This is a genomic window from Enterobacter sp. Li2LvB3 (genome assembly GCF_056156645.1).
The window spans coordinates 246,891-260,188 of the sequence record NZ_JBSICG010000001.1; the positions used below are offsets into that span (position 1 = coordinate 246,891).

A 13,298-nucleotide genomic window follows, 5' to 3' on the forward strand; every position below is an offset into this window, starting at 1 on the left:
CAGGAGCGTCATGTGATAGGCAGACTCAGAGGCATCATCATTGAAAAACAACCCCCGTTAGTGCTGCTTGAAGCGGGAGGCGTAGGCTATGAAGTCCATATGCCAATGACCTGTTTCTATGAACTTCCTGACGCGGGCAAAGAAGCCATTGTCTTCACCCAGTTCGTCGTGCGCGAAGATGCGCAGCTGCTTTACGGTTTTAATAACAAGCAGGAACGCACCCTGTTCCGGGAGCTTATTAAAACCAATGGTGTCGGGCCGAAACTGGCGCTGGCGATTTTATCCGGCATGTCTGCACAGCAGTTTGTGAATGCCGTAGAGCGCGAAGATCCAGTGGCGCTGATTAAACTGCCTGGCATCGGTAAGAAGACCGCAGAGCGCCTGATTGTTGAAATGAAAGACCGCTTTAAAGGCCTGCACGGCGATCTGTTTACCCCTGCGGCAGACCTGGTGCTGACATCGCCGGGTGCGCCAACGGCTGATGATGCCGAGCAGGAAGCGGTTGCTGCCCTGGTGGCGCTGGGCTATAAACCTCAGGAGGCCAGCCGTATGGTGAGCAAAATCGCCAAACCGGATGCCAGCAGTGAAACCCTGATTCGTGAAGCGCTGCGCGCTGCATTGTGAGGTAAAGGATGATTGAAGCAGACCGCCTGGTATCGGCAGGCACCCTTCAGGCAGAAGACGTCGTGGATCGCGCGATCCGCCCGAAACTGCTTGATGAGTACATTGGCCAGCCGCAGGTTCGTTCCCAGATGGAGATCTTCATCCAGGCGGCAAAACTGCGTGGCGATGCGCTCGATCATCTGCTGATTTTCGGCCCGCCGGGGTTAGGTAAAACCACGCTGGCAAATATCGTTGCCAATGAAATGGGCGTAAATCTGCGCACCACTTCAGGCCCGGTGCTTGAAAAAGCGGGCGACCTGGCAGCGATGCTGACCAACCTTGAACCGCATGATGTGCTGTTCATTGATGAGATCCACCGTCTTTCCCCGGTAGTGGAAGAGGTACTCTATCCGGCGATGGAAGATTACCAGCTGGACATCATGATTGGTGAAGGCCCGGCTGCGCGCTCCATTAAAATCGACCTGCCGCCGTTTACGTTGATTGGTGCCACAACCCGCGCTGGTTCATTAACATCACCACTGCGTGATCGCTTCGGAATTGTGCAGCGCCTTGAGTTTTATCAGGTTCCTGATCTCCAGCATATCGTCAGCCGTAGCGCGCGTTACATGGGGCTGGAGATGAGCGATGAAGGGGCGTTTGAGGTTGCAAAGCGTTCTCGAGGCACGCCGCGTATTGCTAACCGTCTGCTGCGACGCGTCCGTGACTTCGCTGAAGTGAAGCACGACGGCACTATCTCGTCAGATATCGCTTCACAGGCTCTGGACATGCTGAATGTGGATGCGGAAGGTTTCGACTATATGGACCGCAAGCTGCTGCTGGCGGTGCTGGATAAATTCTTTGGCGGGCCGGTGGGGCTGGATAACCTGGCGGCAGCGATTGGTGAAGAGCGCGAAACCATAGAAGATGTGCTGGAGCCGTATCTTATCCAGCAGGGCTTTTTACAGCGCACCCCGCGTGGACGCATGGCGACGGTGCGGGCGTGGAATCACTTTGGGATTACGCCACCGGCAATGCCGTAGCCTTATTTTCCCTCTCCCTGTAGGAGAGGGTTAGGGTGAGGGCATCAGCGCCCTCGATGTTAACCTGCAGCCTTCTTCATCATACTGAAGATAAACAGCACCGCTGCACAGAGAACCACTGACGGCCCCGCTGGCGTGTCGTAGAACGCCGAGAAGGTCAACCCGCCTGTTACTGCAATCATCCCTACAATAACGGCCACAACGGCCATTTGTTCTGGCGTACGGGCAAAACGACGTGCGGTCGCAGCCGGGATGATCAGCAGGGACGTAATAATCAACGCCCCGACAAACTTCATCGCCACACCAATGGTCAAGGCGGTTACCAGCATCAGGAGCAGTTTCACGCGCTGAAGCTTAACGCCATCGACGAATGCCAGATCCGGGCTAACGGTCATCGCCAGCAGGTTGCGCCACTGCCATAACAGAATAGCCAGCACCACTACCACACCGATGGCGATAGAGATCAGGTCTTCCGGGGTAACGGCCAGCAGGTCACCAAACAGGTAGGCCATCAGGTCGACACGAATATTCGACATCAGACTCACAACGACCAGACCCAGTGACAATGCGCTGTGCGCCATAATGCCGAGTAAAGTATCAATGGCGAGGTGCGGCCGTTTTTCCAGCCACACCAGACCGGCTGCCAGCATCAGCGTCACCGCGATCACCGCATAAAACGGGTTTACATTCAGCAGCAGACCAAAGGCAACGCCGAGCAGCGAGGCGTGCGCCAGCGTATCGCCGAAATAGGACATTCTGCGCCACACAACAAAAGAGCCCAGCGGCCCTGCGGCGCAGGCGAGCATAATCCCGGCCAGCCAGCCGGGCAGTAACAATTCAATCATGAGTGTCCATTTCCCCGACGCAGCACAATTCGTCCCTGTAAATCATGGCGGTGATTGTGGTGATGGCGATAGATGCCAAGTTGTTCGGCTCCGCGAGGGCCAAACATAGAGATAAATTCCGGGTGCATCGACACCACTTCCGGCGTGCCGGAGCAGCAGATGTGGTGGTTCAGGCACAGCACTTCGTCGGTTTTTGCCATCACCAGATGCAGGTCGTGAGAAACCATCAGCACTGCGCAGTCAAGTTCACGGCGAAGCTGATCAATCAAATCGTACAGCGCAACCTGGCCGTTCACGTCAACACCCTGGGTCGGTTCATCGAGGACCAGCAATTGCGGACTGCTCAGTAATGCGCGAGCCAGCAGAACACGCTGCGTTTCGCCGCCAGAGAGCTTTTGCAAGGGTGCCTCGATCAGATGCCCTGCCTGCACGCGTTTCAGGGCTGGCAGAATTTCGTCTTTACGTGTGCCAGGGCGCAGGCGCAGGAAACGGCTCACCGTGAGTGGCAGGGTGGCGTCCAGGTGTAATTTTTGCGGCACATAGCCAATACGCAGTTTGTTATCACGTTTGATAACACCTTCATCGGGTGCAACCAAACCCAGAACCACGCGCACCAGGGTGGATTTCCCGGCACCATTAGGGCCGAGCAGCGTCAGTATTTTACCGGGTTTCAGTTCCAGCGAAACGTCAGAAAGGACGCGACGCTGACCGAATGACACCGAAATATTTTCGAGAGAAACCAAAGTCGTCATGTCAATTTAAGCTTGCAGAAGTCATCGAATGTTATAATATCACATTCCCCGAACTTATTACGATGAATAGTCGCATTATGTTACATAAAAATACGCTTCTTTTCGCAGCATTATCCGCTGCCCTTTGGGGTACAACAGCACAAGATGTTAACGCTGCCGTTGTCGCTTCGCTTAAACCCCTTGGCTTCATCGCATCTGCCATTGCAGAGGGCGTAACGGAGACCCAGGTTTTGCTCCCTGATGGTGCCTCTGAGCATGATTATTCTCTGCGTCCGTCAGATGTAAAACGCTTACAAAACGCGGACTTAGTCGTTTGGATCGGTCCGGAAATGGAAGCGTTTATGCAGAAGTCTGCCCAACAGGTTCCGGCGCAAAAGCAGGTCACCATTGCGGACCTTGCAGGCGTGAAACCGTTACTCATGAAAGGGGCTGACGACGACGAGCACGAAAGTGAGCATAACCACGCTGAAGGTGAAAAAGGTGACGACCATCACCATCACGGCGAGTACAACATGCATCTTTGGCTCTCGCCAGAGATAGCGCGGCTTTCGGCGGTTGCAATCCATGACAAATTAGTGGAACTTATGCCGCAAAGTCGAGCCAAATTAGACGCCAACCTGAAAGATTTTGAGGCAAGTTTAGCCGCAACCGATAAACAGGTGGGTAACGAGCTCGCACCGCTGAAAGGCAAAGGGTATTTCGTTTTTCATGACGCTTATGGCTACTACGAAAAACACTACGGTTTGACCCCGCTCGGTCACTTTACCGTCAACCCTGAAATTCAGCCTGGTGCGCAGCGTTTACATGAAATCAGAACACAGTTGGTTGAGCAAAAAGCGACATGCGTTTTTGCTGAGCCACAGTTCAGGCCAGCGGTCGTAGAAGCCGTGGCCAGGGGAACATCCGTGCGCATGGGTACCCTTGACCCGCTAGGAACGAACATCCAGTTGAGCAAAGCGAGCTATTCGCAGTTCCTCAGCCAACTGGCGAACCAGTATGCGAGCTGCCTGAAAGGAGATTAACGAGGAAGTGAATACGTGCAACAGATAGCCCGCTCTGTCGCTCTGGCATTTAACAATCTGCCCCGACCCCATCGCGTTATGCTGGGGTCGCTTACAGTTCTCACTCTGGCGGTCGCCGTATGGCGGCCCTATGTCTACCACCCGAGTTCTACCCCTGTCATCAAAACCATCGAGCTTGAGAAGAGCGAAATCCGTTCTCTGTTGCCTGAGGCCAGTGAGCCTATCGATCAGGCGGCCCAGGAAGATGAAGCTATTCCGCAGGATGAGCTTGACGACAAAACCGATACCGAAGCGGGTAACCACGAATACGTGGTATCCACCGGAGATACACTCAGTAGTGTACTGAACCAGTACGGCATCGAGCTGGGGGATATCAGCCAGCTTGCCGCCGCAGATAAAGATTTACGTAACCTCAAAATCGGTCAACAACTCTCCTGGACCTTAACCGCAGAGGGCGATTTACAACGTCTGACGTGGGAAGTTTCCCGCCGTGAAACCCGTACTTACGATCGCACTGCAAACGGTTTCAAAATGAGCAGTGAAATGCAGCAGGGCGACTGGGTTAACAGCGTGCTGAAAGGCACGGTAGGGGCGAGTTTCGTCAGCAGCGCGCGTGATGCGGGCCTGACCAGCGCGGAAATCAGCTCGGTGATTAAAGCGATGCAGTGGCAGATGGACTTCCGCAAGCTGAAAAAAGGCGATGAGTTCTCAGTGCTGATGTCTCGTGAGATGCTGGACGGTAAGCGTGAGCAAAGCCAACTGGTGGGCGTGCGTCTGCGTTCTGATGGCAAGGATTACTACGCAATCCGCGCTGAAGACGGCAAGTTCTATGACCGAAACGGTACGGGGCTGGCGAAAGGCTTCCTGCGATTCCCGACTGCGAAGCAGTTCCGTGTCTCTTCTAACTTTAACCCGCGTCGTCTGAACCCGGTTACTGGCCGCGTTGCGCCGCACCGTGGTGTTGACTTCGCCATGCCTCAGGGGACCCCTGTGCTGGCGGTGGGTGATGGCGAGGTGGTCATGGCGAAACGCAGTGGTGCCGCAGGTTACTATGTTGCCGTGCGCCACGGTCGTACCTACACCACCCGCTATATGCACTTGCGTAAACTGCTGGTTCAGCCGGGGCAGAAGGTAAAACGTGGCGATCGTATCGCGCTTTCCGGTAATACTGGACGTTCAACCGGGCCACACCTGCACTATGAAGTGTGGATCAACCAGCAGGCGGTTAACCCGCTGACGGCGAAGCTGCCGCGCACCGAAGGCCTGATCGGTAAAGATCGCACCGATTATCTGGCACAGGTGAAAGAGGTGATGCCGCAACTGCGTTTTGACTAAGCTCGTGTTTTGCAAAGCCGGTGCCCTCGCGCGCCGGCTTTTTCTTTTGTACGTAAGCGCCAGCCTCGCTACACTATCCGCATTGTTCTTTATTTTGCGTCACCTTCCCTGGAATCAGCATGGAAACAAAAAAAAATAACATTGAGTACATTCCTGAGTTTGAGCCGTCGTTTCGCCATCCGTCTAACTGGGGCGCCTGGCTGGGTGTCTATGCGTTTGCCGGTATCGCGCTGCTCCCGGCGGCCGTCCGCGATCCCATTCTGGGCAAAATAGGCCGCCTTGCCGGGCGGATGGGTAAAAGCGCCCGTCGCCGCGCACAAATTAACCTCTACTACTGCTTCCCTGAGAAAAGCGACGCCGAGCGTGAAGCTATCATTGATGCGATGTACACCACAGCACCGCAGGCAATGGCGATGATGGCAGAGCTGGCGCTGCGCGGGCCGGAGAAGCTGCTCAGCCGCGTTGACTGGAAAGGGCTGGAAATCATTGAAGAGATGCGCCGCAATGACGAGAAGGTGATCTTCCTTGTTCCTCACGGCTGGGGTGTTGATATCCCGGCCATGCTTATGGCATCGCAAGGTCAGAAGATGGCTGCCATGTTCCATAATCAGGGCAATAAGATCTTTGATTATGTGTGGAACACCGTCCGCCGTCGTTTTGGTGGTCGCCTGCACGCGCGTAACGACGGCATTAAACCTTTTATTCAGTCTGTGCGTCAGGGCTACTGGGGATACTATCTACCGGATCAGGACCACGGTCCTGAGCACAGTGAGTTTGTCGATTTCTTTGCCACTTACAAAGCCACGCTGCCTGCGATTGGCCGCCTGATGAAAGTGTGTCGCGCCCGCGTTATTCCGCTGTTCCCAGTTTATGACGGCAACACGCACCGCCTGAGCATTGAGGTGCGCCCGCCAATGGATGACCTGCTAACGGCAGACGATCACACCATTGCGCGCCGGATGAATGAAGAGGTTGAGCTGCTGGTGGGGCCGCATACGGAACAGTACACGTGGATACTCAAGCTGCTTAAAACGCGTAAACCGGGCGAAAAAGAGCCTTATAAACGCAAAGAGCTTTTCCCGAAGAAATAAAAAAACCTCGGCAAGGAGCAATGCCAGTCAGTTAAACGATATTAAGCCACTCTGTTATTTTCGTGGCATCGTTCCGTTCACTCAGACTTTCCTGCTACCTGCATAATCCGCTGCGGTGAACGTGCTAAGGGGGCCGCGGTGGCCCCCTTATCCCGTTCACGTGTGCTGAACGAATTATTTTCTGCGGATGTTAAGGTGAACGGAATCCTGCACCGTACTTAACTGGCAAGCCTAACCTCCGCAAGGAGGAGGCTTTTTAACAGCATCGGGATTATTCGACGGTCATAACACGGGTAGTGTTGGTTGAACCCACGGTGCTCATCACGTCACCCTGAGTCACGATAACGATATCACCGGACACCAGGTAGCCTTTGTCGCGCAGCAGGTTAACGGCATCGTTCGCAGCGGCAACGCCATCGCTGGTGCTGTCGAAGTAAACCGGGGTCACACCACGATACAGCGCAGTCAGGTTCAGGGTGCGCTCGTGACGGGACATAGCAAAGATTGGCAGACCGGAGCTGATACGGGACGTCATCAGCGCGGTACGGCCAGATTCGGTCATGGTGATGATAGCAGTAACACCTTTCAGGTGGTTTGCCGCGTACATTGCGGACATCGCAATGGCTTCTTCCACGTTGTCGAACTGCACGTCCAGACGGTGTTTAGACACGTTGATGCTTGGGATCTTCTCAGCGCCCAGGCACACGCGCGCCATGGCAGCAACGGTTTCAGCCGGGTACTGGCCTGCCGCAGTTTCAGCAGACAGCATGACCGCATCGGTACCATCCAGCACGGCGTTTGCCACGTCCATGACTTCTGCACGGGTTGGCATTGGGTTGGTAATCATTGACTCCATCATCTGGGTCGCAGTGATCACCGCGCGGTTCAGCTGACGCGCACGGCGGATCAGCGCTTTCTGGATACCTACCAGTTCCGGGTCGCCGATTTCAACGCCCAGGTCACCACGGGCAACCATCACCACGTCGGAGGCCAGGATAACGTCATCCATCGCGTCCTGATCGCAAACGGCTTCTGCACGCTCAACTTTGGCAACGATTTTCGCATCGCAACCTGCATCACGCGCCAGACGACGAGCGTAGTTCAGGTCTTCACCACAGCGTGGGAAGGAGACCGCCAGGTAATCCACACTAATCTGGGCGGCAGTAACGATGTCGGCTTTGTCTTTATCGGTCAGCGCTTCAGCAGAGAGACCGCCACCGAGTTTGTTAATACCTTTGTTGTTGGAAAGCGGGCCACCCACGGTCACTTCGGTGAACACTTTCATGCCCTGAACTTCCAGCACTTTCAGCTGAACGCGGCCATCGTCGAGCAGCAGAATGTCGCCAGTCACCACGTCAGCAGGCAGACCTTTATAGTCGATGCCCACTTTCTCTTTATCGCCTTCACCTTTGCTCAGGTTGGCATCAAGCAGGAACTTATCGCCAACATTAAGGAAAACTTTGCCTTCTTTAAATGTTGATACACGGATTTTTGGCCCTTGCAGGTCACCGAGGATAGCAACATGGCGGCCCAGTTTAGCCGCGATCTCACGTACTTTATCTGCACGCAGTTTATGGTCTTCTGGCGTACCGTGAGAGAAGTTCATACGTACCACGTTGGCGCCTGCGGCGATAATTTTCTCGAGGTTATTATCGCGATCGGTAGCCGGGCCTAAGGTGGTTACGATCTTGGTTCTGCGAAGCCTTCTGGACATGTAATACTCCGTTGACTGAAACAATTTTGGTGTTGCGTGAACATTGAATCGGCGTTCTGCCTGCTGCAAGGCAACAGTGAACTGACCGAGTGCCGTGAATCGTTAAAACATCATTATTAACTATTAGGGAACATCGCTCTTTATGAGCAATTCTTTATCAAAACGCGATTCCTTGAGCGCTTCCTTGACCCGCTTCAAGTTATCTCTGAATTTTGCCCCTCGACGTAAGGTAAAACCGGTCGCCAGTACGTCAATCACAGTGAGTTGCGCAAGACGTGACACCATTGGCATATACATGTCGGTGTCTTCAGGCACATCCAGAGTGATGGCGAGAGTCGCTTCTCGTGCCAACGGCGTACCTGCTGTTGTAAGCGCTATCACCATAGCATCGTTATCACGCGCCAGCTGAGCAAGTTCTACCTGGCTTTTGGTGCGTCCGGTATGCGAGATAAGAACCACCACATCATCTTCGCTACAATTCATACAACTCATGCGTTGCAGCACAATGTCATCGGAATAAATGACCGGGACATTAAAGCGAAAGAACTTGTTCATGGCATCGTGAGCAACCGCTGCGGACGAGCCCAGACCGAAGAAGGCTATCTTCTTGGCCTGGGTCAGTAAATCGACCGCGCGATTAACCGATGTCATATCCAGCGACTGCCGGACATGATCGAGCGTTGCCATCGCGGATTCAAATATTTTCGCGGTATAGGCATCAACGCTGTCGTCTTCATCTACATTGCGATTAACATACGGCGTACCGTTTGCCAGACTTTGTGCCAGATGAAGTTTAAAATCGGGGAAGCCACGCGTTTCAAGGCTTCGACAGAACCGGTTAACCGTCGGTTCGCTAACGCCCGATTCCTGTGCCAGAGCGGCGATGCTTGAATGAATCGCCTGAGCGGGGGAGGCGAGAATAACTTCAGCCACTTTTCGCTCGGATTTGCTAAGGTGTTCCAGTTGAAACTGGATTTTTTCCAGCATGTTCATCGTTAACCAGGCGCTCATGGGTGGAAACGATTTCATTGATTGATGAAATCATGATTCGATTGAGTCGATATTACCCCTCAGGCTTCCTTAAAGGGTAATGTACGACAAGAAATGTTGTTGTTTTTTTTCATTACTTGATCGCTGTCGGGTTTTGCAGTGACCGTGCAGTACAAAGATTCAACGGATCCAGCGTTTTTGCCGTGCCACAGGCGTTTTACGGGCGAAAAATCGCGGTATCGCACGTGACGATAAGCGCTAATGGTTTCGGGAATGACGTAAAAGCAGTACAGTGCATTGTAATAAAATTACAACGATACCTGGCAGAAGTACCAGGTTATCCAACTGAGGAGAATGACATGGCGGTAACGCAAACAGCCCAGGCATGTGACCTGGTCATTTTCGGCGCGAAAGGCGATCTTGCACGCCGGAAATTGCTGCCTTCCCTGTATCAACTGGAAAAAGCGGGCCAACTTCATCCGGATACCCGTATCCTGGGTGTCGGGCGCGCCGAATGGGACAAGGACGCTTATACCAAAGTCGTGCGTGAAGCGCTCGAAACTTTCATGAAAGAGAAAATCGATGAAAGTTTGTGGGATACGCTGAGCGGACGCCTCGATTTCTGTAACCTGGACGTGAACGACGTTAGCGCGTTTTCTCGTCTGGGCGAGATGCTGGACCAGAAAAACCGCGTCACCATCAACTATTTCGCGATGCCACCAAGCACCTTCGGCGCCATCTGCAAAGGCCTGGGCGAAGCGAAACTGAACGCCAAACCTGCACGCGTCGTGATGGAAAAACCGCTGGGTACATCGCTTGCGACCTCCCGCGAAATCAACGATCAGGTGGGCGAGTTCTTTGAAGAGTGCCAGGTTTACCGTATCGACCACTATCTTGGTAAAGAGACGGTACTGAACCTGCTGGCGCTGCGTTTTGCGAACTCCCTGTTTGTGAACAACTGGGACAACCGTACTATCGATCACGTGGAAATTACCGTGGCCGAAGAGGTGGGTATCGAAGGGCGCTGGGGTTACTTTGACCAGGCCGGCCAGATGCGCGACATGATCCAGAACCACCTGCTGCAAATTCTGTGCATGATCGCCATGTCTCCACCTTCTGACCTGACGGCTGACAGCATCCGCGATGCAAAAGTGAAAGTGCTGAAATCTCTGCGCCGCATTGACCGTTCAAATGTGCGTGAGAAAACCGTGCGCGGCCAGTACACCGCAGGCTTTGCCCAGGGTAAAAAAGTGCCGGGCTACCTGGAGGAAGAGGGCGCGAACAAGGCCAGCAACACTGAGACCTTTGTGGCGATCCGTGTGGATATCGATGACTGGCGCTGGGCGGGTGTTCCGTTCTACCTGCGTACCGGTAAACGTCTGCCAGCCAAATGCTCCGAAGTGGTTGTGTACTTTAAAAACCCTGAGCTGAACCTGTTCAAAGAGTCCTGGCAGGAGCTGCCGCAGAACAAGTTGACCATCCGTCTGCAACCGGACGAAGGTGTGGATATTCAGATCCTGAACAAAGTGCCAGGTCTGGATCACAAACACAACCTGCAAACCACTAAGCTTGATCTGAGCTACTCCGAGACTTTCAACCAAACACACCTTGCGGATGCTTACGAGCGTCTGCTGCTGGAAACCATGCGTGGTATTCAGGCGCTGTTCGTACGTCGCGATGAAGTGGAAGAGGCGTGGAAATGGGTCGATTCTATTACCGAAGCCTGGGCTGCCGATCAGGACGCGCCAAAACCGTATCAGGCGGGTACCTGGGGACCTGTCGCCTCTGTGGCGATGATCACCCGTGATGGCCGCTCCTGGAATGAGTTTGAGTAGGATAATCCTCTAGCCCGAAGGTGTTATTTTACCGGTAACATGATCTAACACAGTTAGTGGCACAATTTTTAATCTTTTAAGCTCCGCGTGGATTTCCCCGCGGAGCTTTTTTTATTACACTGCCGGAAGCGATTTTGCCCCTGAGCTCCGGACAGCAAGCGTTTCAGCGTTGTTAACAACTGCCAGAGACTTTGTAAACTCCCGAGCCCGGACAGATAAATTAGAGGAGCTTTTATGAATCCGACATTGTTACGCGTAACACAACGCATTATTGAGCGCTCGAAAGATACGCGTTCTGCCTACCTCGCCCGTGTTGAACAGGCCAAAAGCAACACCGTACATCGTTCACAGCTGGCCTGCGGTAATCTGGCCCACGGCTTTGCTGCCTGCCAGCCGGGTGACAAAGACTCGCTGAAAAGCATGCTGCGTAACAATATCGCCATCATTACCTCCTATAACGATATGCTCTCGGCGCACCAGCCGTATGAGGTCTACCCGAATATCATTCGTAAAGCGCTGCACAGCGTCAATGCGGTGGGGCAGGTTGCAGGTGGCGTACCGGCCATGTGCGACGGTGTGACCCAGGGCCAGGATGGGATGGAGTTGTCCCTGCTGAGCCGTGAAGTGATTGCCATGTCTGCGGCTGTAGGGCTATCGCACAATATGTTCGATGGCGCGCTTTACCTGGGCGTGTGCGACAAAATTGTCCCGGGCCTGGTGATGGCGGCGCTCTCCTTTGGTCATCTGCCTGCGATTTTCGTGCCGTCAGGCCCGATGGCAAGTGGCCTGCCAAACAAAGAAAAAGTGCGTATCCGTCAGCTGTATGCCGAAGGTAAAGCGGATCGTCAGGCGCTGCTGGAAGCCGAAGCTGCCTCCTACCACGCACCAGGTACCTGTACGTTCTACGGTACGGCCAACACCAATCAGATGGTGGTGGAATTTATGGGTATGCAGCTTCCGGGTTCATCCTTCATTCAGCCGGATGCGCCACTGCGTCAGGCGCTGACCGAAGCCGCTGCCCGCCAGGTTACTCGCCTCACCGGAAACGGTAACGAGTGGATGCCGATGGGCAAAATGGTGGATGAGAAAGTTATCGTCAACGGGATTGTTGCCCTGCTGGCAACCGGCGGCTCAACCAACCACACCATGCACCTTGTGGCGATGGCACGTGCGGCGGGCATTCTGATTAACTGGGATGATTTCTCTGACATCTCAGCCGTTGTGCCGCTGATGGCGCGTCTGTACCCGAATGGTCCGGCAGACATTAACCACTTCCAGGCGGCTGGCGGCGTACCGGTACTGATGCGTGAACTGCTCAAAGGCGGCTTGCTACATGAAGATGTGAATACGGTGGCAGGCTTTGGCTTGCAGCGTTACACCATGGAGCCGTGGCTGAACAATGGTGAACTGGACTGGCGTGATGGGGCTACTGCCTCCCTGGACGCACAGGTTATCGCAACCTTCGATACCCCGTTCTCCCGTCACGGTGGCACAAAAGTGCTGAGCGGCAACCTGGGGCGCGCGGTAATGAAAACCTCTGCCGTACCGGAAGAGAACCAGATTATCGAAGCTCCGGCTGTGGTATTTGAAAGCCAGCACGATGTTTTACCTGCCTTCGATGCCGGTCTTCTCGACAGGGATTGCGTGGTGGTCGTGCGCCATCAGGGGCCAAAAGCGAACGGGATGCCAGAATTACATAAACTTATGCCGCCACTTGGTGTATTATTGGACCGCCGTTTCAAAATTGCGTTGGTTACCGATGGACGCCTCTCTGGTGCTTCAGGTAAAGTGCCTTCAGCAATCCACGTGACGCCTGAAGCGTACGATGGTGGATTGCTGGCGAAAGTCCGTGACGGCGATATGATTCGCGTCAATGGCCAGACAGGCGAGTTAACCCTGCTGGTGGATGAGGCTGAACTTGCTGCCCGTAAACCGCATATTCCTGACCTGAGCGCATCGCGCGTGGGAACCGGACGCGAAATGTTCAGTGCGCTGCGCGAGAAACTCTCCGGCGCGGAACAGGGTGCGACCTGTATTACGTTTTAAGACGACCTGAATTATCGATCTGGCG

At 54.1% G+C, this 13,298-nt stretch carries 11 protein-coding genes; 7 read left to right on the top strand and 4 right to left on the bottom strand.

Translation table 11 applies throughout. The annotated features are described in order from the left end of the window. Positions 1–12 precede the first annotated feature (12 nt). Together ruvA and ruvB are read left to right on the top strand one after the other, a co-directional pair. Positions 13–624, top strand: coding sequence for a Holliday junction branch migration protein RuvA (gene ruvA, locus ACS603_RS01190; RefSeq protein ID WP_014070691.1), 612 nt, complete (start codon positions 13–15; stop codon positions 622–624). An 8-nt stretch (positions 625–632) separates the two neighbouring features. Then, entirely contained in the window at positions 633–1,643 is a 1,011-nt protein-coding gene (gene ruvB / locus ACS603_RS01195) for a Holliday junction branch migration DNA helicase RuvB (protein ID WP_315686059.1), read from the top strand. A 59-nt stretch (positions 1,644–1,702) separates the two neighbouring features. On the opposite strand, the gene znuB is transcribed toward ruvB, so the two are convergent. Together znuB and znuC are read right to left on the bottom strand one after the other, a co-directional pair. After that, on the bottom strand, positions 1,703–2,488 hold the full coding sequence (znuB, locus tag ACS603_RS01200; RefSeq protein ID WP_474943615.1) for a zinc ABC transporter permease subunit ZnuB: 786 nt from the start codon (positions 2,486–2,488) through the stop codon (positions 1,703–1,705). Then, positions 2,485–3,240 carry a zinc ABC transporter ATP-binding protein ZnuC gene (znuC, locus tag ACS603_RS01205; RefSeq protein ID WP_182061497.1) on the bottom strand — a complete coding sequence of 252 codons (756 nt, stop codon included), beginning with the start codon at positions 3,238–3,240 and terminating at the stop codon, positions 2,485–2,487. Before znuC ends, znuB begins: the two co-directional genes overlap by 4 nt. Before the next feature lie 77 nt (positions 3,241–3,317). Between znuC and znuA the strand changes: the two genes are divergently transcribed. From znuA to lpxM, 3 genes are all read left to right on the top strand, one after another. After that, the gene (gene znuA / locus ACS603_RS01210; RefSeq protein WP_182063597.1) at positions 3,318–4,262 is read left to right on the top strand and encodes a zinc ABC transporter substrate-binding protein ZnuA; all 945 of its coding nucleotides are present in this window, start codon (positions 3,318–3,320) and stop codon (positions 4,260–4,262) included. A gap of 15 nt (positions 4,263–4,277) precedes the next feature. Further along, on the top strand, positions 4,278–5,597 hold the full coding sequence (mepM, locus tag ACS603_RS01215; protein ID WP_315686058.1) for a murein DD-endopeptidase MepM: 1,320 nt from the start codon (positions 4,278–4,280) through the stop codon (positions 5,595–5,597). A gap of 119 nt (positions 5,598–5,716) precedes the next feature. Continuing rightward, a complete protein-coding gene (lpxM, locus tag ACS603_RS01220; protein ID WP_182061495.1) occupies positions 5,717–6,688 on the top strand; it encodes a lauroyl-Kdo(2)-lipid IV(A) myristoyltransferase in 972 nt (323 codons plus the stop codon). 271 nt (positions 6,689–6,959) lie between these two features. Here lpxM and pyk read toward each other — a convergent pair whose 3' ends face one another. After that, positions 6,960–8,402, bottom strand: coding sequence for a pyruvate kinase (pyk, locus tag ACS603_RS01225; RefSeq protein ID WP_182061494.1), 1,443 nt, complete (start codon positions 8,400–8,402; stop codon positions 6,960–6,962). A gap of 123 nt (positions 8,403–8,525) precedes the next feature. Beyond that, positions 8,526–9,395: a MurR/RpiR family transcriptional regulator gene (locus ACS603_RS01230; RefSeq protein WP_041162241.1), complete on the bottom strand. Its 870-nt coding sequence runs from the start codon at positions 9,393–9,395 to the stop codon at positions 8,526–8,528. Positions 9,396–9,751: 356 nt separating this feature from the next. Between ACS603_RS01230 and zwf the strand changes: the two genes are divergently transcribed. After that, positions 9,752–11,227, top strand: a complete 1,476-nt coding sequence (gene zwf / locus ACS603_RS01235) for a glucose-6-phosphate dehydrogenase (RefSeq protein WP_182061493.1) — start codon at positions 9,752–9,754, stop codon at positions 11,225–11,227. Between the two features lie 234 nt (positions 11,228–11,461). Then, entirely contained in the window at positions 11,462–13,273 is a 1,812-nt protein-coding gene (gene edd / locus ACS603_RS01240; RefSeq protein ID WP_474943616.1) for a phosphogluconate dehydratase, read from the top strand. Positions 13,274–13,298: the final 25 nt, after the last annotated feature.